This is a genomic window from Microbacterium sp. NPDC080220 (genome assembly GCF_040686395.1).
In the GTDB taxonomy this organism is placed as follows: Bacteria; Actinomycetota; Actinomycetes; order Actinomycetales; family Microbacteriaceae; genus Microbacterium; species Microbacterium gawkjiense.
In genome coordinates this window covers 278541-303166 of record NZ_JBFBOP010000001.1, presented here as the reverse complement: position 1 = coordinate 303166, position 24626 = coordinate 278541, and the positions used below count along the sequence as shown (strand labels likewise).

The following is a 24626-nucleotide window of genomic DNA, read 5'->3' as shown; positions in this document are numbered from 1 at the left end:
GTAATTTGCTAGATTATCTAGCGATCAATCGACATGCTACAGACCGACCGGAAAGGTGTCCAATGGTGGCGGAACCATGGATTCCGGCTACCGAGCGCGACGTCGTTGTGCTCGGCGCGCTCGAGGCGGTGCGGGCCTTCTCGGACGCCTTGGACCGAATGTACGCCTCGATGCGCGGCGACATGGACATGAACACGACCGACCTCGCGGCCCTCCGCATGCTCATCGTCCGCGAGCAGCACGGCGAGGTCGTGAAGCCCCACGATCTCGCGACGCACCTTGCGATCTCGACCGCATCGACGACGAAACTGCTCGACCGGCTGACGGCCGACGGCTACCTGGTCCGCAAGCCTCACCCGCACGACCGACGGTCGCGGATCGTCGCGCTCACCGACGAGGCGCGTGCGACCTTCCGGAAGCACTTCGGGGAACGGCTGCGGCGGATGCGGGAGGCGACCGAACCGTACTCCGACGACGAACTGCGCACGATCGTGCGGTTCCTCGCCGACATGGAGCGTGCGATGCTGCCCGAGTGACGGCTCGATCCGTGGTCCGAACGCGAAGAAGGCGCCCCCTCCGGAGAGGGAACGCCTTCCTCTTTCTTGTTGCGGGGACAGGATTTGAACCTGCGACCTCTGGGTTATGAGCCCAGCGAGCTACCGAGCTGCTCCACCCCGCGGCACAAGAGAAAACACTAGCACGGGTTTCGCGGACACGCGAATTGGTCCGAGGATGCGGCCGGTTGTCGGCAGGATGGAACGCATGGTCCGCCGCGACACCGATGCCTCCGCCGACGCACAGCCCGACGGGCGGGACGAGACCCGCGACGAACGGGCCGACCGCAACTGGAACGAGGTGCTGCAGGAGTTGCGTGTGCTGCAGACGGGCACGCAGATCCTCACCGGCTTCCTCCTCGCCCTCGCGTTCCAACCCTCCTTCGGCGACCTGGAGTCCTCGCAGCGGCTCGGGTACCTCGTGCTCGTGGTCCTCTCGGCGCTGAGCGCCGTCGTGGCCCTCGCCCCGGTCTCGGTGCACCGCATCCTGTTCGCCCGTCGCGCCAAGCCCGCCATCGTCCGGTTCGGTCATCTCTGCATGATCGGCGCGCTCGTGTTGGTGTCGGCCCTGCTGGTCGGCGTCGTCGCGTTCGTGTTCGACGTCGTCGTGGGCGGTGCGGCATCCTGGGTGGCGGGAGTCGGCCTGGCCGTCGTGATCGCGGCCCTCTGGCTCATCGTCCCGCTCGTCACGCGCCGTCGCTCGGAAGGCACTCCATGACCGTCACCCCGCTCGGCCTCGCGGTCGCGCAGTTCGCGCCGGCCGCCGATGACGCGGCCAACCTCGACACGATCTCCGACCTCGTCGCGCGCGCCGCCTCGCGCGGTGCGCGGATCGTCCTCTTCCCCGAGTACTCGAGCTACTTCGTCGACCCGTTCGACGCCTCGCTCGCCGCGCACGCGCAGGACCTCGACGGCCCCTTCGTGACGGCGCTCACGGACCTCGCCGCCCGCCACGGCGTCCACATCGTCGCGGGCCTCGTCGAACGGGCCGCGAGCAGCGATCGCGTGCGCAACACCGTCGTCGCCGTGGACGCCGGCGGTGTCGTCGCGCGCTACCGGAAGCTCCACCTCTACGACGCGTTCGGGCAGCGCGAATCGGACTGGGTGGAGCCGGGCGGGATCGAGACACCCGAGACGTTCGAGGTCGGCGGCATCCGCTTCGCCCTCATGACCTGCTACGACCTCCGTTTCCCCGAAGTCGCCCGGATCCTCGCCGACACCGGCGCGCACGCGGTGCTCGTCGCCGCCGAGTGGGTGCGGGGGCCGCTCAAGGAGGATCACTGGCGGACGCTCCTGCAGGCGCGAGCGATCGAGAACACGCTGTATGTGGCCGGCGCCGATCACCCGCCGCCGCTGGGCGTCGGGCACTCCGTCGTGATCGATCCGCTGGGCGTCCCGGTGGCCTCGATCGGCACCGCCACCGATGTCGCGGTGGCCGCCGTCGACGCCGCGGTGGTCGACCGGGTCCGGCGAGTCAATCCGGCGCTGGCGCTGCGCCGCTACCGCGTCGTGCCGCGGGAGTGAGGTCCTGGACGGGTCTCACCGAGCGGATGCCGCGAGGCGCCGCGCCGCCTCGGCGATGACGTCCGTCCGCTTGCACGCCGCGAACCGCACGAGACTCGCGTAGTCCGCCCGGTGGTCCTCGGACACGAAGGCAGTGAGGGGGATGGCGGCAACCCCCACCCGTTCGGGCAGCGTGCGGCAGAACCCGGCCGCATCCTCTCCGGCATCCAGCAGCGGACCGACGTCGGCGACGGTGAAGTACGACCCGGCCGGTGTCGACACGTCGAAGCCGGCGGCGATCAGGCCCTCGCCGAGCAGGTCCCGCCGCTCCCGCTGCGTCGCGGCGAGGTCGTCGAAGTAGGCGTCCGGCAGCCCGAGGCCGACGGCGATCGCGGGTTGGAACGGGGCGCCGTTCACATAGGTCAGATACTGCTTGACTGCGAGGACGGCGTCGACGAGGTCGGCCGGGCCGCTCACCCACCCCACCTTCCATCCGGTCGTGCGGAAGCTCTTGCCGCCCGAGGAGATCGTGAGGGTCCGTTCGGCGGCGCCGGGAAGCGTCGCGATCGGCGTGTGCGTCCCGTCGATCACGAGGTGCTCGTAGACCTCGTCGGTGACGATCAGGGCGTCGTGGTGTGCGGCCAGGCGCACGATCTCGGCGCGCACCTCGGCGGAGAACACCGTTCCGGTCGGGTTGTGCGGGTCGTTGACGAGGATGATCCGGGTCCGGTCGCCGACCGCCGCGCGCAGATCGGCGAGGTCGGGTTCGAGGTCGGGCCAGCGCAGCGGCACCGGGACGAGCCGGGCGCCCGCGAGGGCGATCGCAGCGGCGTAGGAGTCGTAGTACGGCTCGAAGACGACCACTTCATCATCCGGTCCCTCCAGCAGAGCCAGCAGGGTCGCCGTCAGCGCCTCGGTCGCTCCCGCCGTGACGAGGATCTGCCGGTCGGGGTCGAGGTCGATGCCGTAGAAGCGGTGCTGGTGATCCGCGACGGCCTCTCGGAGCACCGGCATCCCCCGTCCCGGCGGGTACTGGTTGACGCCGGAACGGATCGCGTCGACGGCGGCGGCGAGCACCTCGGCGGGACCGTCCTCGTCGGGGAAGCCCTGGCCGAGGTTGATCGCGTCGTGGCGGACGGCGGCGGCGGTGATCTCCGCGAAGATCGTCGCCGCGAGCGTCCCGTCGGGGGCGAGGAGGCCGGCGCCGCGGGCTGCGCGTTGCCAGGCACCGGGGATGTGCAGCACCGGCCCAGCGTATCGCCCGGCGCCGGGCGGCGTCCGCGGGCGCGACCCGGGGCGTCATCCACTCCCATAGGCTGATCGGAGGGTCGGCATAGCTGGTCCACAGACTCCGGGAGCACTCTGAAGTCGCCTCGAAGAAGGAGCAGTCCCATGAGCGATTCGAACATCCCCGACCCGAACACGTCCGGCGCCCCCGTGCCGCCGCGTCCGCCGCTGCCCGACTCGGGCGCCGCCGGTCCGTCGGCCGCCGGCCCGCAGGCATCCGGCGCCCCGCACGCGGGCGGTGGTTGGTTCTCGCACGGCTCGCAGGCGAGCGGGCAGCACGCACCGGGAGCGAGCTTCTCCGGTCAGCCGACCGCACCCCAGCCCGACGCTCACGCGCCCCGTGCGGCCGAGGCCAAGGTCGGCTCCGGCAAGATCGTCGCCGTCCTCGTCGCCGCGGCCATCGTCGGCGCGGTGTCTGGTCTCGGCGGTGCCGCGATCGGCAACGACATGTTCGCTGCGAACAGCAGCACCTCGGTGTCGCGCGGATCGACGACCGTCACGGTCAACGATCCCGATAACGTGAACCAGACGACGGGGATCGCGGCCAAGACCCTCCCGAGCGTCGTGACGATCAGTGCGACGTCGTCGGACGGCGGCGGCACCGGATCGGGTGTGATCCTCAGCTCCGACGGCTACATCGTCACGAACACGCACGTCGTCACCCTCGACGGCGCGAGCTCGGATGCCGCCCTCCGCGTCACCACGTCGGACGGCCGCGTGTACGACGCGAAGATCGTCGGGACCGACCCGATCTACGACCTCGCCGTGATCAAGCTGACGGGGGCGAGCGGGCTGACCCCGACCACCTTCGCCGACTCGAGCAAGCTCAACGTCGGTGACACGACCGTCGCCGTGGGCGCTCCGCTGGGTCTGTCGAACACCGTCACCACCGGTATCGTCAGCGCGCTGAACCGCTCGATCCAGATCGCGTCCTCGGCCGTCCCCGACTCCGGTGAGCAGCAGCAGGACCAGGGCCAGAACGGCGAGTCGCCGTTCCAGTTCGACTTCGGCCAGGGTCAGGAGCGCGGCTCCGGATCCTCGGGCACGATCTCGATCGCCGTCATCCAGACCGACGCGGCCATCAACCCGGGCAACTCCGGCGGTGCGCTCGTCGACGACACCGGCGACCTGATCGGCATCAACGTCGCGATCGCGACGGCGGGCGGCGGCTCGTCCTCCTCGAGCGAGGCGGGATCGATCGGCGTCGGGTTCTCCATCCCGTCGAACATCGTCAAGCGGATCACGGACGAGATCATCGCGGACGGCTCCGCCAGCCACGGTCTGCTCGGCGCGATGGTCGGCAACGCCGCGGACGCCGAGAACAGCACCGTCGCGGGGGCCCTGATCAGCGACGTCACCTCGGGTGGTGCCGCGGCGCAGGCAGGACTGAAGGCGGGCGATGTCGTCACCGAGTTCGACGGCGTCCCGGTCCGCGACGCGACCGATCTGACCGCTCAGGTCCGTGCGCTGGCGGCGGGCGCGAAGGCCAGTCTCGTCTACGTCCGCGACGGCAAGACGCAGAGCGCCGATGTCACCCTCGGCGAGCTGACCGAGTAGCCCGTCCGAGTCACGACCCCACCCCGCGATAGGCTCGCGGGGTGGGGTCTTTCTCGTTCGCGTCGGGCAATGCCGCCCAGGTGATGAGGCTTCCGCTCCACGTCCTCGGGCTCGTCCTCACCCGTGTCATCCCGCGCTCCCGGGACCTGTGGGTCTTTGGCTCCGCCGTCGGGATCGGCGAGGGCGCCCTCGCGCTGTGGCACGTCGCGGCCGCTGCGGGCGAACGTGCGGTGTGGCTCACCGGGTCGGATGCCGACGCGGATGCCGCGCGCCGAGCGGGCATCCCGTCGGCCCCCAAACGCGGGCTGCGGGGCTTCTGGCTCACGGCGCGCGCCCGCGTCGTGGTCGTCACGCACGGCGCCGGCGACGTGAACCGTTACGCCACGTCCGGGTCCTACCTCGTGCAGCTCTGGCACGGCATCCCGTTGAAGCGACTCGGTCTCGACTCCCCGGTCACGGCGCGCGCCCCCCTGCCGATCCCGGGGCTCGCCCGCCTCCTGCGGATCGCCTATCGGCGGACCCAGCGACGCATCCGTCTGCTCCCCGCGGCCTCGCACCTCGTCCGCGGTCGGCTGGAGTCGGCGTTCGGGCTCGGTCACGACCGGGTGCTCGTCACGGGCGAGCCCCGTGTCGACGTGCTCTCGAGCGGGCGCTCCGCCGCCGAGGCCCGGGCGGACGTCGAGGCGCTCGTGGGGCCGCTCGGCGGCGCCCGAGTCGTGCTCTACGCGCCGACGTGGCGCGACGGCGAGCCGGATCCGGCCGTGCCGACCTCGAGCGAGTGGCAGACGATGTCGACCGCGCTCGAGCGCGTCGACGCCGTGCTGCTCGTGCGATCGCATCCGCTGGGGGCGGGGGAGTACCGCGCCGGGGCGGCGGGCGACCGCATCCGTCTGCTCGGGTCCGACCTGCTGCCGGACGTGACCCCGGCCCTCCCGGCCCTCGACGTCCTCATCACGGATTACTCGTCGCTCGTCTACGACACGGCGCTCGTGCCGGTACCGGTGGTGTTCTTCGCGCCGGACGAGGCCCGCTACGCCGCCGAGCGCGGGTTCTACGGTCGCTACCGCGACGTCGCGGGCGAGGACGTCGCCGTCGACTGGACGGGCGTCATGGCGCAGGTCACGGCGGTGCTGGGCGACGACCGCGAGCGCGAGCGCCGCGTCGCGCGTGCCGAGGCGCTGAGCGCACAGGTCCACGCCTACCGCGACGGCCGCAACGCCGAGCGCGTCCACGCCGCCATCCGCCGCGGACTGTCGACCACGCGCCGGGGAAGGGGTCGAGGATGATCCGGGTGTCGCTGGTGGCCGGGGACGCGCTGCAGTTCGAGGGTCGCGGCCCCGCTCCCGCCGGGCTCCGTGTCGCAGGGCCTCGAGCCGTCTCCGCCGCGTCGATCTCGGCGACGGATGCCGGCTGGACCGCCGTCCTCCCGCTGCGGGTGTCGCGGTGGGGAAGACCCGAGCTCGCGCTCCCGAGCGGCACCTACCGCCTCGAGCTCGACGGTCCCGCGCGGGGCTCGGCGGAGATCGCTCCGCTGGCGCGCACGGTGGCGGAGACTCTCGCCGTCGAGGTCCGGGACGGGCAGGTGATCGTCGGCCCGCCGCTGACCGAGGCCGACGCCGCGCCCGCCGGCCAGGCTGCGCTCGAGCGGGCCTACGCCGACCGATCGGACGACCTCGAGAACGCGGTCTTCTTCGAGAGCTTCTACGGCCGCAACGCCAGCTGCAACCCGCGGGCGATCGACGCCGAGATCGCGCGGATCGCCCCGACCGTCGTCCGCTACTGGAGCGTCGTCGACCGGTCGGTCGAGGTGCCGCCCGGCGCCGTCGCCGTGGTCGAGGGGTCCCCGGAGTGGTGGCGCGCGCGCGGTGCGGCGCGCCTGCTCGTCGTCAACGACTGGCTGCGCCGTCGGTTCGTCCGGCGTCCCGGCCAACGCGTCCTGCAGACCTGGCACGGCACACCGCTGAAACGGCTCGCCCTCGACCGGCCCGGGTTCGACCCGCGTCGTGCTCTCGCCGTCGTCCGCGAGAGCCGGCGGTGGGACGTGCTGCTCGCGCAGAACCCGTACGCGGCCCGCATCCTCCGCACCGCCTACGCCTTCGGTCGGCGGCCCGTGTGGGTGGAGGGCTATCCCCGCAACGACGTGCTGCTCACCGGGGATCGCGACGCCGTCCGCCGCGGATTGGGCGTCGGGCCGGACGAGCGCGTCCTCCTCTACGCGCCGACGTGGCGTGACGACCGCGAGCAGATGGTCGACTTCCTCGACCTGCAGAAGCTGGCGCAGGATGCCGGGGCCACGGTCCTCGTGCGAGGCCACTCGCGGACCCTCCTCCCCGGCGCGGATGCGACGGGGCCCCGCGTCGTCGACGTCACCGGGTACCCCGACATCTCGGCGCTCCTCCTGGCGGCCGATGCGCTCGTCACGGACTACTCGTCCGTCATGTTCGACTTCACCGCCACCGGCAAACCGGTCCACTTCTTCGTGCCCGACCTGGAGCACTACCGCGGCAGGCTCCGCGGGTTCTACTTCGACCTGGCCGAACGGGCACCGGGGCCGCTCGCGGCGACGCAGGACGAGCTGACGGCGGGACTGAACGATCCGGACGTTCCCCAGCGTTTCGCGGAGCGCTATGCCTCCTGGAGCGCACGGTTCAACGCGCGCGACGACGGCCGCGCCGCCGAGCGTGTCGTCGCGCGCCTCCTCGACCAGGGCATGATCTCGCGCGACTGACGCCTCGCCGCTGCCGTGGCGGCTGTCGTCACGGCAGGGGCGTGTTGCGATCCAACCGCGACGTGTCGATCGTGTCCTTCGCCCCCCGCACGAGGCCGGCGAGGAAGCCCGCTCCCCAGGAGAGGTGCATGGTGGGCAGGACCGCGGCCAGCCAGGCGCGTTCCCGCAACGACCGCCCGGCGACGACGCTGAAGCCGAGGACGCCGAGGATGTAGAGCGCGATCGGCAGGTGGACGAGCGACAGGACCGCCGAGGCGACACCGCTCACCAGGCCGGTGACCTGCAGCACCGCGATCACGATGCTCGCCACGACGGCGGCGACCAACGCGGGCGGTGCGAAGAAGCGGAGCGAGTTGAGCCGCCCGAACCGGCGGACGAGCTCACCGCGCCAGGTCCCCGTTGCGACGAACTGCCGCGCCAGGCGCGCCCAGCTCTCGCGCGGCCAATACGTCACGGCCAGCTGGGGGTCGAACCAGACGCGGTAGCCGGCCCGACGGATGCGGAGGTTGAGTTCCCAGTCCTCGCCGCGGCGAATCGACTCGTCGAACAGTCCGACTTCCTCGAGCACCTCACGTCGCATGACGCCGAGGTAGGCCGATTCGGCCGGGCCCTCCGGCGCCCCGACGTGATACGCCCCGCCGCCGAGGCCGGCGGGGGAGTTGTAGGCGATCGCCACCGCGCGTTGGAACGGGGTGCGCCCGTCGGCGCGCATCACGCCACCGACGTTCGCGGCGCGAGCGCGCTCGAGGGTGGCGAGCGCGCGCCGCGTGTACCCCGGGGCGAGTTCGGAGTGCGCGTCGACCCGTACGATCGTGGGATGCCGCGCGGCGCGGATCGCGAGGTTGAGGGCCACCGGGATGTCGGCCTGCGGGTTCTCCACGAGACGGATGCGGGGATCCGCCGCGGCCAGTCGCCCGGCGAGCTCCGTCGTGCCGTCGCTCGAGGGGCCGAGCGCCAGGATCAGCTCCGCGGGTCCGTCGACGTCCTGCTGGAGGACCGTCTGCACCGCGCGCTCGAGGTAGTCCCGTTCGTTCAGCACGGGCATGACGAACGTGACTCCCGATCCGGGCGCCGGCACAGGGGCGTCGACGGTCACGACGCGCCGGGGGTACGGGGGATGAGAGCGTCGAACTGGGCGAGCACCTCGGCGGTGTAGGCCGCGACGTCGAGGGATGCCGGTGCCACGCGCCCGGCGAGGAAGTCCGCCATCCCCGCGGCGAGGGCGGTGTCCTCGCGGTCGACGATGTGCATGTCGTCGCCGGGGAGCGCACCGCGGGCGGATCCGAAGGCGGTCGAGACGATCGGGAGGCCCAGCTGCGCTGCCTCGATGAGGACCATGGGCTGGCCCTCGTAGTCGCTCGAGAGGACGAAGCAGTCGCACCGCCGCATGACGGATGCCGGGTCCCGCAGCGGCCCCGTCAGGATGACGCGTCCGGTGAGTCCCGCGTCGCGGACCTGCTGCTCCAGGTCGCGACGGAGGGGCCCTCCGCCGACGATGAGCAGCTGGGTGTCGGGTTCGGTCGCGGACAGGAGGGCGAAGGCGCGGATCAGGCGCGCGTGGTTCTTCTCGGTCGAGAGCCGTCCGACCGTGACGAACCTGCGGTTCCCCGGCACGGCGAGGGCGGCGTCGAGCGTCTCGCCGAGCGCGGCATCCTCCTCCGGCTCCTCGCCTTCCTCGTCGCGCTCGTCGAGCGCGGCCGCGGGCACGATGTCGGGCAGGTTCCGCAGGGTGACGAACCGGTCGCCGGGGGCGTACTCCGCCAGCTCGGCCCGGTTGAGGTCGGTGAGGGCGGGCGACACCGAGACGAGCTGGTCGTAGGCCCGGTACATGGCGAACACGCGGCCGAGGGAGCGGCGGAACGGCTGCTTGCCGTTGACCGTGCGGTCGCGATCGGCGGCCATCTCGTTGTGCAGCCAGATGGCGCGGACGGCGCGCGGCGAGTGGAGCATCAGGTGGGCCCAGAACGGACTGTATCCGCTGAAGTCGGCGACCCAGTCGAACGTGGCGGACCCGAAGATGCGCGTCCACTCGTCGCGCCAGAGCGTGCGGTGGCCGAGTCGCCGGTGGGCTCGCAGCGGGTCGGTGCTGACGTCGGCGACGCGCCGCATGATCTGACGGGCCTTCAGCCCGTTCATGCCGCCGACGCGGAAGACCTGCCGGATGCCCGGGTCGAGCCGCGACTGGTTGTGCGTGGTCGTCGCGCCGCGCGGGAACGCCATGAGCGCCGTCACGTCGTACTTCTCGGTGTCGAGCGAGTTCAGCAGGTTGACGGCTGCGGTCGTGATGCCGTTCAGACGCATGCCGCCGAGGTAGAACAGCAGGCGCGGACGCTCGTCGCGGCGCACGGGGCGGACCCGGCGCTCGGCGGTGCGGCCCCGGAACACGACGTCGATGACCCTCGACGTGGCTCCGCCGTCCTCGTGGGGTACGAAGCGGCGAGCCCAGTCCGCGTACCGCGGATGCGCTGGAGCACCGGGGGCCAGGAGCGCGGCCAGGTCGCGCCCGAGCGCCTCGGGGTCGGTGTGCACCGGACCGGGCAGTTCGTCGAGCGGCATATAGGTGCCGCGCTCGGCGCCGTACGCGTCGCCGTCGGGCACGAGGAAGCCGATCGGCCGATCGGTCGCGAGGTAGTCGAAGAAGATCGACGAGTAATCGGTCACGAGGGCGTCCGCGAGACCGAGGAGCACGTTGGTCGGCGTCGTGTTGGGAACGAGCAGGCGACGCAGTGCCGGGATGCCGCTGGCCGCGCGGTGGACCACCTGGTGCGTCTTGAGGAGGACGACGACGTCGTCGCCGAGCTGTCGCTGCAGGCCCGCCGCCTGGTCGGCGAGATGGGCGAGGTCGGCGTCCGGCGCCTGGAACGAACTGCCGCGCCACGTCGGTGCGAACAGGACGATGCGCCGGCCTGCGAGGTCGATGCCCAGACGGCTCCCCAGGTCGGCGATCCGGGCGACGCGTTCCGCCTCGGGCATCCGCTGACGGTCGATACGGGGGTAGCCCTCTTCGATGATCGCGCCCCGGTAGACGTTGCGCAGCTGATAGGCGTCCTCGTACATGGTCTCGGCCATGAAGGGGTTCGCCGCGAGGAGGTAGTCGGCGTTCAGCAGGTTCCGCAGGGTGTTGGCGGACTCCCGTGCGCCGCCCGGCATGTCGAAGCCCATCAGCTTCAGAGGAGTGCCGTGCCAGGTGTTCAGGTAGACCTGTCCCACCCGCTTGCTGAATGCCGTCGGGAAGGTCGCGTTGTTGATGAGGTACCCCGCGGTCGACACCGCACGCCAATAGGCGCCGCTGCCCCGGGAGACGATCTCGACCCGCCGGTCGCCGGCGAACTCCTTGCGGAGGGTGGCTGCGGCATCCGCGTCACTGATCGCCCAGATGTGCGTCAGGTCGGCGAACTCGGGATCGGCGAGGAGGGCCCGGAAGATCGCCTCGGGATTGCAGAGCGCACCGTTACCCGCGAAGGACTCGTAGAGGACCGTCCGATGCCGGATCGGCCGCGACCGGGACCAGGCGATGAGTTCGGAGGTCGGCACGCGCTTGGCGCGGGTGAGGGCGGAGCGGATGGCACGGGTGACGGCGGGCGGAAGGGGCGAACGCATGAGGGGTGCTGTGCTCTCGTCGACGGCAGGTCAGGGCGCGACTTCTCCGGCCCGGCGACGCGCTCGCGCCGCAACTGCTCGGTGAACGCGTCGCGCCGCCTTGTGCATTCTAGCTTCGACCGCCTCGTAGAACCCCCATGCGACCAGGAGGCTGAGGGGGATGCCGAGAAGACCGACGAGCCCCCAGGCCTCGGATCCGAACGCGAAGGCGAGGGTGGCGAGCACCGGCACGTGGACGAGGTAGAGGCTGAAGGAGATCTTGCCGAGCCACTGGATCGGGCGTGTCTCGAAGAGCCGGATCGCCGGCCGCCACGCGAGCGCGACCAGCACGGTGCCGGCAGCACCCGGTGCGGCGAACGCCCACAGCAGGTGATTGAGGTCGGTGCCGCTGGGGAAGATCGGGCGCGCCAGCCAGCTGCCGATGAGCATGAGGGCGCTCACCAGGGTGAACAGCGGCATGAACCAGCGCGGGCGGGGGCGTTCCACCCAGGCGAGCAGGTCCGGCATCCGCGCAGCCATGATCGTCCCGATCACGAAGACGGGGAAGTAGAGCAGTTCGCTCTGCTCGAAGAGGCGCCCGACGACGCTCAGGGCGCAGCAGACGATGACCGCCGCGAGCGCGTGCCGCCGCACGAGCAGAGCCAGAGCCGTCGCCAGCGGCAGGACGATCGAGTAGAGCAGTTCCCAGTGGAGCGACCACAACGGGTTGTTGAGGGGATACTGACGCGGAACGAGCGATGCCTGCGCCAGGAACGATCCCGCCGACACGCTGTCCGCGTGCGTTTCCGCCATCCAGGACCCCGGCGGCATACGCGACGGGTCGCGGGGGACCAGGAGGATCAGGATCGCGCTCAGGGCCAGCGAGGCGATGACGGGTCCGTAGAGGCGGACGACGCGGGCCGAGAGGAAACCCATCCAGGAGAAGTTCTCCTTGAAGACCGGCAGGACCACCACGAGTCCCGAGAGCACGAAGAAGACGAGGACCGCTTCGTTGCCGGCCGTGAGGAGTTTGACGGGGGACTGGGAGATGACCGCCCAGCTGACGGTTCCCTCCAGCAGCGGCTCCGCGATCAGCAGCCAGTGGTGCAGGAGCACGACGAGGGCGGCCACTCCGCGAAGTCCGTCCAGGCTCTGGATCCGGCCGGACGGCTGCTGCGAGGGAGTCGTGACCACTCGACAACGCTAGTCAGTCCGCGCGCCGCCTCCACACCACTTGCGCGCGCCGGGCCGGGTGTGCAGCCCCGCGACGGTCAGCTGCCGACGCCGGTGGCGGCCAGGACGCCGACGACGAGGGATGCCGCCGCGAGCAGCAGGGCGACGCCGATGAGGACGGCGTGCACGACGAGGAACCGGGTCGGTCGGCCCTGCGCGTCCCGCGCCCGTGTGTCGCGAGAGACGCGACGGAAGAACGTCGGCCACACGAGCACGTTGAACAGGGCGTTGGCGATCAGAAGGGCCACGAAGATGGGGAGCACGCGGCCACGCTACCCGCTGAGGGCGGGGTCGTCGCCGTGTCGCTTCCTGCGGGATCGCGGCAGCCGACGCGGAGCGACGGCCGTGAGCTCCGCCGGGAACTCGAGCGGCGGCGGACCGAAGGCGCGCCGGGCTCCGACGATGACCCGTCGGCCGAGGATGTGGTTGCCGCCGCCGCCGATGACCGCACCGATGCCGAAGGGGAGTGCCCGCCCGAGGAGGGACGCGCTGCCCTGGGCGGCGAATCGACGGAGGAAGGCGCCCTTGAGGCGGTCGATGAGGGGACCGACCATCGCTCGCGGCAGCGACGTCGTGATCATCTGGCCCCAGTACGCATCGCGGGCCGGGCCGGTGCCGCTCACCTGGCGGGCGAATTGGCTCACCAGGTCGACACCCTCGCGACCCACCATGAGGGTCAGCACGAGTGCACGGGCTCGGTCGGGATCGTTGACGCGGATGCCGTGCACCTCCGCCAGGGACTGTGCGAACAGGGCTGTCGCCTCGAGGAATCCGACGGTCTCGGCACCGCTGAGCGCGAGCGTCACGCCCGTGCCGATGCCGGGCACGACGGCGGTGGCGCCGACGGCGGCACCGCCGGTCGTGACGGTGGCGAGGTAACGACGCTCGAGGATCCGGCCCATCTCGGCCGGGGTCGCTTCGGGATGCCGCGCGCGGATCGTCCGCAGGTGCGCGAGGACGGCTGGCCGCTGCACCGCGAGCACGCGGTCGAGCAGTCGGATCATCCACGGGTGCTCGGGGGAACCCTCCGGGGGGAGCCCGCCCGCCCAGGGCGCCCCGTCCGGAAGGGAGTGGATGCGGGGGACGTCACTCATGGTGGATCTCACGATGCGCCGGGACGCATCGTCCGCTGCCTCAGACGTAGAGGTTCGCCCGATCGAGGTCTTCCGCGAAGTCGACCTCGACGGCGTACAGGTCGGAGATGTCGAGGGGCCGCAGCTTCAGGCCGTTCTCGGCGATCGCGAGCTCGAGACCCCGCTCGAAGTAGTCCTGGTTGTCGACGTGGCCCAGCTGAGCGATGAGCGCCGGCTTGTCGGCGCGCGAGATGTAGTTGATCCCGACCGCTTCGCCGAGGCCGCCGACGACGGTCTTCGACAGCTCGGCGATGTTGCCGTCCGCGTCGACGGTGTACTTGACCTCTTCGTCGCTGACCTTCGAGGTGTTCACCGTCACGAAGGACTGGTCCGCCTCGATGAGCGCCAGGGCCCGGCCGAGCACACGCGGATCGAACACGACGTCGCCGTTCATCCAGAGGACACCGGACTTGCCCGTCGCCTTGAGGGCACGCAGCAGGCTCTTGGACGTGTTGGTCTGGTCGTAGCGGTCGTTGTAGACGTAGTCGACGTCGGGGAAGGCCTCGACGATGGTCTCGGCACGGTAGCCGACCACCGTGGTGATGTGGGCCTTGGGCCCGAATGCCGCGCGGATGTTGTCGTGCTGCTGCCCCATGATGCTGCGGCCGTCGCTCAGCGCGGTCAGCGGCTTGGGCAGGCTGCGGCCGAGGCGCGAGCCCATGCCGGCTGCAAGGATGACGATCTTGGTCACGGGGTGCTCCTGACGATGTGGTCACTGTCCGTACATCGGAAAGACACATCTTCGTGCCGCCCTCGATGCTATCGGTGTCACCTGAAAAGGGCCCGTATCCTGGCCCGACGTTGTGCATTCGTGATAGTGCGACCCCCTGTGGCGTGCGCCGGAAGTCGCACCGGTCGGGCTTGCTAAGTTTGAGGGGTGACGCCTCCCAAGACACGACCGCCCCGCAAGAAGGCTCCCGTGTCCGGCGCCGACAACCCGGTTCCGCCGCCTCCGCCCGTACCCGTCGACGAGGTCGCGCAGGCCCTGCCGCCCAAGCCCGAGGTGCCGGCCGCCCTCGCCGCTGCGCGGTTTGAGGAGGCCTCTCGCGACCCGGGTGAGGACCCCGCCGACCAGGACGACGCGACGTCGGAGCCGGTGTCGGAGCAGGAGGTGCTGCCCGAGGCCGAACCCGAGGCTCAGCCCGAGCCCGAGGCTGACGGCGAGCCCGACGGCGAATACGAGTCTCCAGCCGAAACCGAGCACGTCTCCGCATCCGAACCTGAACCCGAGGTCGCACCCTCGGCCGGCGTCGAAACCGAGCCCGAGACCGAACCCGAGATCGAATCCGAGCCCGACGTGGAAGCCGAGCCGGAGACCGTCCTCGAGCTCGAAACCGAGCCCGTGATGGAGCCCGAGGTTGAACCCGAGGTCGAGCCCGCGCCGGAGACCGAGCCGGTCCCGGCTGACGAGACCGCGACGGACGACGACACGGCGACCGACGCCGGCGCCCTCGAGACGGCGACGGCCGTCCTCGACCTCGACGGCGCCGAGGCGGGCCTCGACGCATCCGATCCCGCCCCGGCACTGCGACTGGAGAAGGTCTCGAAGTCGTTCGGTCGGACGCGGGCCGTCGACGCCGTCGACCTCGAGATCCCCGCCGGCACCTTCTACGGGCTGGTCGGGCCCAACGGTGCGGGGAAGACGACGACGCTGTCGATGATCGCCGGTTTGCTGCGGCCCGATGCCGGGACGATCGTCGTCGGCGGGGTCGACCTGCAGCGGGATCCCCGCGCGGCGAAGGCGCTGATGGGGGTCCTGCCCGACCGGCTGCGCACGTTCGACCGCCTCACCGGGCGGCAGTTGCTGCACTACTACGGCGTCCTGCGCGGGCTCCGCCCGGCCGTCGTCGCCGAGCGGACGGAAGACCTTGCCCGCGCCTTCGATCTGACCGCGGCGCTCGTGCGGCCGGTGTCGGACTACTCGGCGGGCATGACGAAGAAGATCATGCTCGCGGGCGCGATGATCCATGCTCCCCGCCTGCTCGTGCTGGACGAACCCTTCGAGGCGGTCGACCCCGTCTCGAGCGAGGTGATTCTCGAGATCCTCACGGCATACGTGGCGCGCGGTGGCACCGTCATCCTCTCGAGCCATGGCATGGAGCTCGTCGAGCGCGTCTGCGACGGCGTCGCCGTGATCGTCGCCGGCCAGGTGCTGGCCCATGGATCCGTCGACGAGGTCCGCGGCGATCACACCCTCGCGGAGCGCTTCGTCCAGCTGTCCGGCGGACTCAGCGACGTGGAAGGCCTCGAGTGGTTGCACACGTACTCCGACTGAGGCTCGCGCTGCTCGCGGGTTCGCTGAACGCCCGCCCCGGCGTGCTCGTCCGCCGCCTGGCCGCCTTCGGGATCCTCGCGGTCGCCGTGGCGGCGGTGTGCGTCGCGCTCGTCCGGCTCGACCGCGTTCCGGATGCGGATGCGGCGACGCTCGTCGTCGTGGGCGGATCGCTCATCGTCGGCGGCTTCCTCCTCGTACCGCTCTTCACGGGGGCCGACGATCCTCTCGACCCTCGGCGGTTCGTCGTGACGGGCGTCGAGCCTCGGATCGTCGCGTGGTCGGTGGTGGCGGCATCCCCCTTCGGACTGCCGGGACTGGTCACGATCGCGGTTGCGGTCGCGATGTCGGTGGCGTGGATCGGTCACGGGGCGTCACCCGCCCTCGCCGTCCTGGCCGCGGTGCTGTTCGTCGCCACGAACGTCCTCGCCGCGCGGTGCGCGATGGCCGTCTCCGTCCTCGCCCTCCGCGAGCGCAGGTCGCCGCAGCTCACGGGCCTGATGGTCACAGCGGCCGCGATCGTCGTCATCCCCGTGGCCGTGTTCGCCTTCTCGCTCGAGTGGTCCGGGGGTCTGCCCTCGCAGCTCGCTGAGGCGGCGCAGGTGCTGGGCGCGACGCCTCTCGGGGCAGCCGTCGCCATCCCGCTGCGCACCGGCGGCGACCTCGTCGTCTCGGTCCTCGTGGCCTTCGTGACCGTGCTCGCGCTGGCGGGTGCGTGGCGGCTGCTCGTCCAGATCATGATGAGCGCGACGGAGCGCGAGGTACCGGTGCGCGAGCGTCGCGGACTCGGCTGGTTCGCCGTCATGCCCGGCACCCCCGGCGGCGCGATCGCCGCGCGCAGCATCGTGTACTGGTCGGGCGACCCTCGGCACCTCGCCAACATCGTGGTCGTTCCCATCGCCTCCGTCCTCATCGTGCTGCCGCTCCTGGTGGTGGGCGTGCCGTTGTCGACCGTCGCGCTGATCCCGCCGCCGATCCTCGCGCTGTTCCTCGGCTGGCTCGTGCACAACGACCTCGCGTACGACTCGACCGGGATCTGGCTGCACATCTCCGCCGGTGTCCGCGGCGTCGCCGACCGGGTGGGGCGCCTCGTCCCCGTCCTGCTCCTCGGGGTGCCGCTCCTGGCGCTCGCCATCACCCTCTCAATCTGGGTCCACGGGCGGTGGGTGGTGCTCCCGGCCCTCGTCGGAGTCTGCGTCTCGCTCTTCGCGACGGGTCTCGGCCTCAGCTCTGTGGCGTCTGCGGCCGCGCCCTACGCGGTCTCGCGTCCCGGAGAAGGACCGTTCGAGCAGCCGCAGCGCACGGGCGGGTCGGTCGCTCAGGCGGCGGTCCTGTTCGGGGCGATCATCCTCTCCGTCCCCGCGCTGTGGGCGGGCTGGCTCGCGCTCGGCGGCGACGAGGGCGCCGCATGGACGTCCTTCTGGGCCGGCATGGGTGTGGGGGTGACGGTTTTGGCGGTTGGGATCGCCGTCGGCGGGGCGGTCTTCGAGCGCCGCACGAGCCGCCTCATGGAGTTCGCCGAAACGCACTGACCCCCGTCCACGAGGGTCCCGCCGGCAGTACACTCGGGGGAATGAGCACGCCGATCGACAGCCCGGATCAGGGCGGCCTCGCCACACTCGACCGTGAGCTCGAGGAGCTCATCCGCGAGGAGTCCATCGAGCCGGGTGACCATGAGCGGTTCTCGCACTACGTCAAGAAGGACAAGATCCTCGAATCGGCGATCACCGGCAAGCCCGTTCGCGCGCTGTGCGGCAAGAAGTGGACGCCGGGGCGCGACCCCGAGAAGTTTCCGGTGTGCCCCACGTGCAAGGAGATCTACGCCTCGCTCACCTCGTAGACCGTCGGCAGCGCCGGATCGGCGCGGCTGAGGGCGAGAGCGGTGACGGGCAGCTCCTCCCGCACGCTCAGGTGATGCGCCCGTGCGGCGGCGACGCCGTCGGGTCCGAGGTGCGCGGCATCCGCTTCGCCCTGCTGGACCAGAGCGACCTGCAGCGGACGGGCATCGGGGTGGGCGGCGGGCGTGTCGAGCTCGTCGAAGCCGGCGGCGACGGCGACCACCTCGCCCGTCGCGACCCCGTCGACGCGGGTGCGGAACGCAGCCTTGCGTCCGCCCACGGACGCCTTCGACGTCGAGGCCTTCGCGACGGAGACCCACCCGCCGTCGGCGCCCTGCCGTGCGACGAGCTTGTAGACCATGCCCGCGGTCGGAGTGCCCGATCCCGTCACGACCGAGGTCCCGACGCCGTAGGCGTCGACGGGGGATGCCGCCAGTGCCGCGATCGCGTACTCGTCGAGGTCGCTCGTCACGGTGATGCGGGTGCCCGTGGCGCCGAGTTCGTCGAGCTGCGCGCGCACCGACGCGGCGACGGTCGGGAGGTCTCCCGAGTCGAGGCGCACGCCTCCGAGGCCCGTGCCCGCCACGCGGATCGCCGTCTCGACGCCCTGGCGGATGTCGTAGGTGTCGACGAGGAGCGTCGTGTCGGTGCCGAGCGCGTCGATCTGGCTGCGGAAGGCGTCCTCCTCGGTGTCGTGGAGCAGTGTCCACGCGTGTGCGGCCGTCCCCATGGTCGGGATGCCCCAGGTGCGCCCGGCCTCGAGGTTGCTCGTCGCGGAGAATCCCGCGATGTAGGCGGCCCGCGCCGCGGCGACGGCGGAGCGCTCCGCCGCACGGCGCGACCCCATCTCGGCGAGCGGGCGGTCGCCGGCGGCGATGCTCATGCGCGCCGCAGCGGTGGCGACCGCCGAATCGTGGTTGAGGATGCTGAGGGCGAGGGTCTCGAGGATGACGGCCTCGGCGAACGAGCCCTCGACCGTGAGGATCGGCGAGCCGGGGAAGTAGAGCTCTCCCTCGCGGTACCCGCTGATCGTCCCGCGGAAGCGGTAGTCCTCGAGGAAGCGGATGGTCTCGGCGCTGACGATGCGGTGGTCGCGGAGGAAGGCGAGCTCCGCCTCCTCGAACCGGAAGTCGGCGAGTTCCGCGAGCAGTCGCCCGGTTCCCGCGACGACACCGAAGCGGCGTCCGCCCGGGAGGCGGCGGCCGAAGAGTTCGAACACGCAGCGGCGGTCGGCGGTGCCGTCGCGCAGCGCGGCATCCAGCATCGTGAGCTCGTAGCGGTCGGTCAGCAGCGCCGTGGACATGCCCATGCCGTCACTCTAGCCACGCGCGAGCGGACCCCCGCGCGAGACTAGGCTGGACGATCGTGACGGACGCACCGATCGGGATCTTCGACTCCGGAGTGGGCGGCCTCACCGTCGCCCGCGCTGTCTCGCAGCTGCTGCCGCGGGAGTCGGTGCTCTACATCGGCGACACGGCGCACTCCCCGTACGGACCGAAACCGATCGCCGACGTGCGTCGCTACGGCCTCGAGGTGCTCGACGCCCTCGTCGACGAGGGCGTGAAGATGCTCGTGATCGCCTGCAACACCGCGTCGGCGGCGCTCCTGCGCGATGCGCGGGAGCGATACGACGTCCCCGTCGTCGAGGTCATCGGCCCCGCCGTGCGCACCGCCATCTCGACCACGCGCAACGGGCGGATCGGCGTCATCGGCACCGCGGGCACCATCGGCTCGGGCGTGTACCAGGACATGCTCGGCGTCAACGAGCGCCTGAGCGTCTTCGCCCAGGCCTGTCCGCGCTTCGTCGACTTCGTGGAGGCGGGGGTCACGGACACGCCCGACGTCCTGCGCGTCGCCGAGGAGTACCTCGCGCCGCTGCGTCATGCGGGGATCGACACCCTCGTGCTCGGCTGCACCCACTACCCGTTCCTCGAGGGCGCCATCAGCTATGTGATGGGCCCGGACGTGTCGCTCGTCTCGAGCGACACTGAGACCGCGAAGGACGTCTATCGTCAGCTCGTGTCGCGCGACCTGCTGGCCGGACCCGACGCGGAAGCGACGCATGTCTACGAGGCGACGGGGGATTCCGCCGAGGACTTCCTCCGCCTCGCCGACCGGCTGATGGGACGCGGTGTGAGCAGTGTCCGCCTCGTCCAGACCGGTGCCATCGACCTACCGAAGGAGACCTCATGACCGAGACCACCCGTGCCGACGGCCGCGCCGTCGACCAGCTGCGCCCCGTCACCATCGAACGCGGCTGGAGCGCCCACGCCGAGGGGTCGGCCCTCATCTCCTTCGGGGGCACGAAGGTGCTGTGCACCGCATCCTTCACCAACGGCGTCCCGCGCTGGCTGACCGGCAAAGGCAAGGGGTGGGTCACCGCCGAGTACGCGATGCTGCCGCGCGCGACCAACTCCCGCAACGACCGCGAGTCTATCAAGGGCAAGGTCGGCGGCCGCACCCACGAGATCTCCCGGCTGATCGGTCGCGCGCTCCGCGCGGTCGTCGACACGAAGGCGCTGGGCGAGAACACGATCGTCATCGACTGCGACGTGCTGCAGGCCGACGGCGGCACCCGCACCGCGGCGATCACGGGCGCCTACGTCGCCCTCGCGGATGCGATCGAGTGGGGCCGGGCGAAGGGGTTCGTCGGGAAGAACGCCAAGGCGCTCCTGGACTCGGTAGCGGCGGTCTCGGTCGGGATCATCGACGGTGAGCCCATGCTCGACCTCGCCTATGTCGAGGACGTCCGCGCCGAGACCGACATGAACGTCGTCGTCACCGGTCGCGGGCTGTTCGTCGAGGTGCAGGGCACCGCCGAGGGGGCGCCCTTCGACAAGCGGGAGCTCGACGCGCTGCTCGACCTCGGTGTGAACGGATGCGGCGACCTCCGCGACATCCAGCTCGCCGCCCTCGCGCAGGAGCGCGCGTGAGCCGCATCGTCCTGGCGACGCACAACGCGCACAAGGTCGAGGAGTTCGGTGCGATCGTCGCCGCGACGCGGCCCGACCTCGAGGTCGTCGGCTACGACGGACCCGAGCCCGTCGAGGACGGCGTGACGTTCGCCGAGAACGCGCTGATCAAGGCGCGCGCGGCGGCCGTCCACACGGGGCTCCCCGCGATGGCCGACGACTCCGGGATCAGCGTCGACGTTCTGGGCGGTTCGCCCGGGGTGTTCTCCGCCTACTGGGCCGGGCACCGCAAGGACGGCGTCGCGAACTACGAGCTGCTGCTCGATCAACTCTCCGACATCGCCGACCCGCATCGGACGGCGCAATTCGTGTCGACGATCGCGCTCGTCGTCCCGGGCGGCGAGGAGCACGTGGTGACGGGGGTCTGGCCGGGCCGGCTGGCGACGGCTCCCGCGGGTGGGAACGGATTCGGCTACGACCCCGTGTTCCTGCCCGACGACGCCGGCGGGCGCACGGCCGCGGAGTTGTCGGCGGCGGAGAAGAACGCGACGTCGCACCGCGCCCGCGCATTCGAGGCGCTGGCGCCGCTCCTCGCCGCGCTCTGATTCCCGCCGACACGGTTCGCTGAGCCTGAGAATCGGACTCATTCCCGAGTAGCCCGAGCCGGGCGGGAGGGCGGCCGCCCCGCCCTACCCTCGAGGTATGCACGATCACGCGCCCACCGGCATCCGCGGCGGACATCCCCGCCGTCTGCTCGCCGTCTCGCTGGGCATCACCGCGACCGTGCTCGTCGTCCAGCTCGTCGGCGCGATCCTCACGGGATCGCTCGCGCTCCTCGCGGACGCCGGGCACATGTTCACCGACAGCTCGGGTCTCGTCATCGCCCTCATCGCGGCGTCGGTGGCGGCGCGTCCCGCCGATGAACGCCAGACCTACGGCTACCAGCGGGCCGAGGTGTTCGGCGCGCTGCTCAACGCCGTCATCCTGATCGTGCTGGGCGGATGGATCGCGGTCGAGGCGATCTCGCGCCTCGTCGACCCCGCCGAGGCCGAGGTGCAGGGGCTGCCGATGCTCGTGGTCGCGGTCATCGGCCTCGTCGCGAACGGCGTCTCGCTCTACGTCCTGAGCGCCGCTCAACGCACGAGCATCAACGTCCGCGGCGCGTACCTCGAGGTGCTGGGCGACCTGGTCGGCTCCGTCGTCGTCATCCTCGCCGCCGGGGTCATCTGGCTGACGGGATGGATGCCGGCGGACGCCGTGGCCTCCCTCCTCATCGCCGCCCTCATCGTGCCCCGCGCCGTCGCCCTGCTGCGCGAGGTGTTCGCCGTGCTCGGGGAGCGCGCGCCGGCAGGGACGAAGGTCGCCGACATCCGGGATCACATCCTCGGCACCGAGGGCGTCGTCGACGTCCACGACGTCCACGTGTGGCAGCTCACCCGGGGCGCGCCGGTGTTCACGGCCCACGTCGTCGTCGCACCCGACCACTTCGCCGACGATCGCGCCGGCGCACTCCTGTCGCAGCTGCAGTCCTGCCTGTCCCGGCATTTCGACGTCGCGCACTCCACGTTCCAGCTCGAACCCGCCGGTCACGTCGAACACGACGCCCACGCCTGACGCCGGTCAGTCCTCCATCCGGACCTGGTCCGGGGTCTTGTCGGGTCGCAGACCGCGCCAACGCGCGTGGCGGAGGGTCCCGTTCGGCGTCGCCTCGGCGTACTCGACCTCGCCGACGAGCTCGGGGCGCACCCAGAGCGCATCGGATGCCTCTTCCCGGCCGACGTCGACGAACGGGTTCTCGTCGGTGCGCAGCGGGGTGAGCGCGGCATCCAATCGTGCGAGGGTCGCGTCTCCGAAGCCGGAGCCGACACGCCCGACGTAGTGCAGCCCGTCGGGCGTCGGGATCCCCATCAGGAGCGACCCGATCCCCCCTGAGCGACCGCCCTTGCCCGGACGGATGCCGCCGATCACGATCTCCTGCATCAGGGTGAGCTTGACCTTGAGCCACTGGTCGCTGCGCTGACCGCGTCGGTAGATCGACGACGGGTCCTTGACGACGACACCCTCCAGATCCATCGCGCGCGCCGTGGCGAGGGCGTCGTCGACGTCGTCCGCGATCGGGGGGAGGACGATCGGCTCGTGCGCATCGGCGGCGAGCCGTTCGAGGAGCTCCCTCCGCTGCGCGAGGGGCAGCGGCGCGGCATCCCTTCCGTCGATTTCGAGGACGTCGAACAGCAGGTATTGCACCGGGATCCGCCGCGCCTCGCGTTCGATCTCGGGCGCCTTCGTCAGGTGCATCCGGTGCTGCAGCAGCGAAAAACTCGGTCGACCGCGTCCGTCGAGAGCGACGATCTCGCCGTCCACCACGCAGGAGGCGGGACCGAACGCCGCCGCCGCGGTCACCTCTGGGTAGCGCGCCGTGATGTCGGTGCCGCTGCGGGCCCGCAGCCGCAACGTCTGTCCGTCCCAGATGCCGAGGGCCCGCACGCCGTCCCATTTGAACTCGACCCAGGCTCCCCATCGCTCCGCCGCCCGGCGCGCCAGGGGAGGGGTGGAGGTCGTCGCGAGCATCGGCGACGGGGGCGGGAGGGGCGTGGCGGGGGAGGGCGGCGACGCGGGTGCCGGAGGAGCGGATGCGGGGGGCGCGGCATCCGTCTTCATCCGGTGCAGCAGCCACTGCGACTTCTCCCCGTCGCCGCTCGTGCGGATGAGAGCGAGGCGCACCGAACCGAGCGGGCCGCCCTCGCGACCGGTCGCGGTGAAGATCACCTCGTCGTCGCGCCACTTCTCCAGCGCGAAGGTGCCGGTGTCCCAGATCGACATCGACCCGGCACCGTACTCGCCCGCCGGGATCTCGCCCGCGAAGCCCAGGTACTCCATCGGGTGCGGCTCGGTCATGACCGCGAGGTGGTTCGTCGAGGGGGAGTCCGGGATGCCGCGCGGCACCGCCCAGCTGACGAGCACGCCGTCGCGTTCGAGACGCAGGTCGTAGTGCAGGCGCCGGGCGTGGTGCTCCTGGATGACGAAGCGCGCGGAGCCGGCGGACGGTGCGCCGGCGGGGGAGTCCGGCACGGGCTCGGGCGTCTTCGCCGCGGAGCGCTTCGCGATGTACGAGGCGAGCGGCCCGGCATCCGTCGGCGCCAGGGCGGCGAACAGGTCGCCGACCTCGCCCAGCCGCTCGAGGACCTCGTCGAAGAGCAGGTGGCGCAGATCGGGGTCGTCGAGCTCGTCCCAGCTGCGCGGCGCGGCGACGGTCGGCCGGTCGCGGCCCCGCAGCGAGTACGGTGCGATCGTCGTCTTCTTGCCGTTGTTCTGGCTCCAGTCGAGGAACACCTTGCCGGGACGGGCGGCCTTCGACATCTGACTGACGACGACGTCGGGGTGGTCGGCTTCGAGCAGGCGGGCGAGTTCTCTCGCGAAGGCGCTGATTTCGTCGCTCGTGCGGGATCCGTCGAGGGGGGCGTACAGGTGGATGCCCTTGCTGCCGCTCGTGACGGGCACCGGGTCCATCCCGAGGTCGATCAGGATCGCGCGCGCCCAGCGCGCGACCTCCGCGCACTCGGCGAGCCCCGCTCCCGGGCCCGGATCGAGGTCGAGGACGAGTCGGTCGGGGTTCCGTCGTCCCCCGGTGGCGTCGAAGCGCCATTGCGGGACGTGCAGTTCGATCGAGGCGACCTGCGCGAGGTAGACGAGAGTCGGGATCCCGTCGACGAGCGGGTAGTCCTTCGCGCCGGTCGAATGCTCGATGGGCCGCCGCGCGACCCAGGGCGGCGCCCCCGCTTCGAGGTGCTTCGCGAAGAACGAGCCCCCGCCGGTGCCGTCGGGCCAGCGGATGCGGGTGACCGGCCGATCGGCGAGGTGCGGCAGCATCGCCGGCGCGATGCGGGTGAGGTAGTCGATGACCTCGCCCTTGGTCATCCCCGTCTCCGGGTACATGACCTTGTCGAGATTCGTCAGCCGCAGGCGGCGCCCGTCGACGACGACCTCCTGCGGTGGGGCTGGCATGGGCCCAGAGTAGTGCGCAAGCCCTGTC

Annotated in this window: 22 protein-coding genes and 1 tRNA gene; 13 read left to right on the top strand and 10 right to left on the bottom strand. The window is 71.4% G+C overall.

Translation table 11 applies throughout. The annotated features are described in order from the left end of the window. The first annotated feature begins 62 nt into the window (after window positions 1–62). Window positions 63–536 (top strand): MarR family transcriptional regulator, encoded by a 474-nt coding sequence (locus tag AB0P29_RS01750; RefSeq protein WP_363378010.1) that lies wholly within the window; start codon window positions 63–65, stop codon window positions 534–536. Window positions 537–605: 69 nt separating this feature from the next. On the opposite strand, the gene AB0P29_RS01745 is transcribed toward AB0P29_RS01750, so the two are convergent. Continuing rightward, window positions 606–679, bottom strand: a tRNA-Met gene (locus AB0P29_RS01745). Between the two features lie 83 nt (window positions 680–762). On the opposite strand from AB0P29_RS01745, the gene AB0P29_RS01740 reads away from it, so the two are divergent. Both AB0P29_RS01740 and AB0P29_RS01735 read left to right on the top strand, forming a co-directional pair. Then, entirely contained in the window at window positions 763–1272 is a 510-nt protein-coding gene (locus AB0P29_RS01740) for a DUF6328 family protein (RefSeq protein WP_253034182.1), read from the top strand. Next, window positions 1269–2078: a carbon-nitrogen hydrolase family protein gene (locus AB0P29_RS01735; RefSeq protein ID WP_363378007.1), complete on the top strand. Its 810-nt coding sequence runs from the start codon at window positions 1269–1271 to the stop codon at window positions 2076–2078. The genes AB0P29_RS01740 and AB0P29_RS01735 overlap by 4 nt, the downstream gene beginning before the upstream one ends. A 15-nt stretch (window positions 2079–2093) precedes the next feature. Here the strand turns inward: AB0P29_RS01735 and AB0P29_RS01730 are convergent, their stop codons facing one another. After that, on the bottom strand, window positions 2094–3302 hold the full coding sequence (locus tag AB0P29_RS01730; protein ID WP_363378005.1) for an aminotransferase class I/II-fold pyridoxal phosphate-dependent enzyme: 1209 nt from the start codon (window positions 3300–3302) through the stop codon (window positions 2094–2096). Window positions 3303–3449: 147 nt separating this feature from the next. Here AB0P29_RS01730 and AB0P29_RS01725 point away from each other — a divergent pair, with 147 nt between their 5' ends. The 3 genes from AB0P29_RS01725 to AB0P29_RS01715 are packed head-to-tail and all read left to right on the top strand — an operon-like array spanning window position 3450 to window position 7629. Further along, on the top strand, window positions 3450–4901 hold the full coding sequence (locus AB0P29_RS01725) for a trypsin-like peptidase domain-containing protein (protein WP_363378003.1): 1452 nt from the start codon (window positions 3450–3452) through the stop codon (window positions 4899–4901). A 41-nt stretch (window positions 4902–4942) separates the two neighbouring features. Continuing rightward, window positions 4943–6187 carry a CDP-glycerol glycerophosphotransferase family protein gene (locus AB0P29_RS01720; protein ID WP_363378001.1) on the top strand — a complete coding sequence of 415 codons (1245 nt, stop codon included), beginning with the start codon at window positions 4943–4945 and terminating at the stop codon, window positions 6185–6187. Further along, window positions 6184–7629, top strand: a complete 1446-nt coding sequence (locus AB0P29_RS01715; protein ID WP_363377999.1) for a CDP-glycerol glycerophosphotransferase family protein — start codon at window positions 6184–6186, stop codon at window positions 7627–7629. The genes AB0P29_RS01720 and AB0P29_RS01715 overlap by 4 nt, the downstream gene beginning before the upstream one ends. Before the next feature lie 28 nt (window positions 7630–7657). On the opposite strand, the gene AB0P29_RS01710 is transcribed toward AB0P29_RS01715, so the two are convergent. The 6 genes from AB0P29_RS01710 to AB0P29_RS01685 form a co-directional block, all read right to left on the bottom strand. Further along, complete coding sequence (locus AB0P29_RS01710) at window positions 7658–8725, bottom strand: glycosyltransferase family 2 protein (protein ID WP_363377997.1); 1068 nt, start codon at window positions 8723–8725, stop codon at window positions 7658–7660. Beyond that, complete coding sequence (locus tag AB0P29_RS01705) at window positions 8722–11229, bottom strand: glycosyltransferase (RefSeq protein WP_363377995.1); 2508 nt, start codon at window positions 11227–11229, stop codon at window positions 8722–8724. The genes AB0P29_RS01710 and AB0P29_RS01705 overlap by 4 nt, the downstream gene beginning before the upstream one ends. Before the next feature lie 30 nt (window positions 11230–11259). Continuing rightward, complete coding sequence (locus AB0P29_RS01700; RefSeq protein WP_363377993.1) at window positions 11260–12402, bottom strand: acyltransferase; 1143 nt, start codon at window positions 12400–12402, stop codon at window positions 11260–11262. 77 nt (window positions 12403–12479) lie between these two features. Then, the gene (locus AB0P29_RS01695; RefSeq protein WP_363377991.1) at window positions 12480–12704 is read right to left on the bottom strand and encodes a hypothetical protein; all 225 of its coding nucleotides are present in this window, start codon (window positions 12702–12704) and stop codon (window positions 12480–12482) included. 9 nt (window positions 12705–12713) lie between these two features. Further along, the gene (locus AB0P29_RS01690; RefSeq protein ID WP_253034192.1) at window positions 12714–13535 is read right to left on the bottom strand and encodes a hypothetical protein; all 822 of its coding nucleotides are present in this window, start codon (window positions 13533–13535) and stop codon (window positions 12714–12716) included. A 40-nt stretch (window positions 13536–13575) separates the two neighbouring features. Then, a complete protein-coding gene (locus tag AB0P29_RS01685; protein ID WP_082886078.1) occupies window positions 13576–14265 on the bottom strand; it encodes a phosphocholine cytidylyltransferase family protein in 690 nt (229 codons plus the stop codon). A 186-nt stretch (window positions 14266–14451) separates the two neighbouring features. Between AB0P29_RS01685 and AB0P29_RS01680 the strand changes: the two genes are divergently transcribed. From AB0P29_RS01680 to AB0P29_RS01670, 3 genes are read left to right on the top strand one after another with little or no spacing between them, the layout of a single operon-like run. Then, on the top strand, window positions 14452–15849 hold the full coding sequence (locus tag AB0P29_RS01680; protein ID WP_363377988.1) for an ATP-binding cassette domain-containing protein: 1398 nt from the start codon (window positions 14452–14454) through the stop codon (window positions 15847–15849). Continuing rightward, window positions 15825–17378, top strand: coding sequence for a hypothetical protein (locus AB0P29_RS01675; protein WP_363377986.1), 1554 nt, complete (start codon window positions 15825–15827; stop codon window positions 17376–17378). Before AB0P29_RS01680 ends, AB0P29_RS01675 begins: the two co-directional genes overlap by 25 nt. A 41-nt stretch (window positions 17379–17419) precedes the next feature. Next, complete coding sequence (locus AB0P29_RS01670; protein WP_064001855.1) at window positions 17420–17686, top strand: DUF3039 domain-containing protein; 267 nt, start codon at window positions 17420–17422, stop codon at window positions 17684–17686. On the opposite strand, the gene AB0P29_RS01665 is transcribed toward AB0P29_RS01670, so the two are convergent. Beyond that, entirely contained in the window at window positions 17665–18993 is a 1329-nt protein-coding gene (locus tag AB0P29_RS01665; protein ID WP_363377984.1) for a nicotinate phosphoribosyltransferase, read from the bottom strand. The genes AB0P29_RS01670 and AB0P29_RS01665 overlap by 22 nt on opposite strands. A gap of 56 nt (window positions 18994–19049) precedes the next feature. Between AB0P29_RS01665 and murI the strand changes: the two genes are divergently transcribed. The 4 genes from murI to AB0P29_RS01645 all read left to right on the top strand — a co-directional run bounded on the left by murI (window position 19050) and on the right by AB0P29_RS01645 (window position 22210). Then, entirely contained in the window at window positions 19050–19877 is an 828-nt protein-coding gene (gene murI / locus AB0P29_RS01660; RefSeq protein ID WP_363377982.1) for a glutamate racemase, read from the top strand. After that, complete coding sequence (gene rph / locus AB0P29_RS01655) at window positions 19874–20617, top strand: ribonuclease PH (RefSeq protein ID WP_064001858.1); 744 nt, start codon at window positions 19874–19876, stop codon at window positions 20615–20617. The genes murI and rph overlap by 4 nt, the downstream gene beginning before the upstream one ends. Beyond that, window positions 20563–21201 carry an RdgB/HAM1 family non-canonical purine NTP pyrophosphatase gene (rdgB, locus tag AB0P29_RS01650; protein WP_363377980.1) on the top strand — a complete coding sequence of 213 codons (639 nt, stop codon included), beginning with the start codon at window positions 20563–20565 and terminating at the stop codon, window positions 21199–21201. The genes rph and rdgB overlap by 55 nt, the downstream gene beginning before the upstream one ends. A 97-nt stretch (window positions 21202–21298) precedes the next feature. After that, entirely contained in the window at window positions 21299–22210 is a 912-nt protein-coding gene (locus AB0P29_RS01645) for a cation diffusion facilitator family transporter (protein WP_253034198.1), read from the top strand. A gap of 6 nt (window positions 22211–22216) precedes the next feature. Here the strand turns inward: AB0P29_RS01645 and AB0P29_RS01640 are convergent, their stop codons facing one another. Beyond that, window positions 22217–24598 carry an ATP-dependent DNA ligase gene (locus AB0P29_RS01640; protein ID WP_363377978.1) on the bottom strand — a complete coding sequence of 794 codons (2382 nt, stop codon included), beginning with the start codon at window positions 24596–24598 and terminating at the stop codon, window positions 22217–22219. Window positions 24599–24626 lie beyond the last annotated feature (28 nt).

Excerpts from the sequence above, each read along its gene's own strand:
- AB0P29_RS01740 (WP_253034182.1), top strand. The coding sequence starts at position 763 with ATGGTCCGCCGCGACACCGATGCCTCCGCCGACGCACAGCCCGACGGG.
- rph (WP_064001858.1), top strand. The coding sequence starts at position 19,874 with ATGACCGAGACCACCCGTGCCGACGGCCGCGCCGTCGACCAGCTGCGC.
- AB0P29_RS01665 (WP_363377984.1), bottom strand. The coding sequence starts at position 18,993 with ATGGGCATGTCCACGGCGCTGCTGACCGACCGCTACGAGCTCACGATG.
- AB0P29_RS01670 (WP_064001855.1), top strand. The coding sequence starts at position 17,420 with ATGAGCACGCCGATCGACAGCCCGGATCAGGGCGGCCTCGCCACACTC.
- AB0P29_RS01715 (WP_363377999.1), top strand. The coding sequence starts at position 6,184 with ATGATCCGGGTGTCGCTGGTGGCCGGGGACGCGCTGCAGTTCGAGGGT.
- AB0P29_RS01750 (WP_363378010.1), top strand. The coding sequence starts at position 63 with ATGGTGGCGGAACCATGGATTCCGGCTACCGAGCGCGACGTCGTTGTG.
- AB0P29_RS01645 (WP_253034198.1), top strand. The coding sequence starts at position 21,299 with ATGCACGATCACGCGCCCACCGGCATCCGCGGCGGACATCCCCGCCGT.
- AB0P29_RS01735 (WP_363378007.1), top strand. The coding sequence starts at position 1,269 with ATGACCGTCACCCCGCTCGGCCTCGCGGTCGCGCAGTTCGCGCCGGCC.
- AB0P29_RS01705 (WP_363377995.1), bottom strand. The coding sequence starts at position 11,229 with ATGCGTTCGCCCCTTCCGCCCGCCGTCACCCGTGCCATCCGCTCCGCC.
- rdgB (WP_363377980.1), top strand. The coding sequence starts at position 20,563 with ATGCGGCGACCTCCGCGACATCCAGCTCGCCGCCCTCGCGCAGGAGCG.
- AB0P29_RS01690 (WP_253034192.1), bottom strand. The coding sequence starts at position 13,535 with ATGAGTGACGTCCCCCGCATCCACTCCCTTCCGGACGGGGCGCCCTGG.
- AB0P29_RS01725 (WP_363378003.1), top strand. The coding sequence starts at position 3,450 with ATGAGCGATTCGAACATCCCCGACCCGAACACGTCCGGCGCCCCCGTG.
- AB0P29_RS01640 (WP_363377978.1), bottom strand. The coding sequence starts at position 24,598 with ATGCCAGCCCCACCGCAGGAGGTCGTCGTCGACGGGCGCCGCCTGCGG.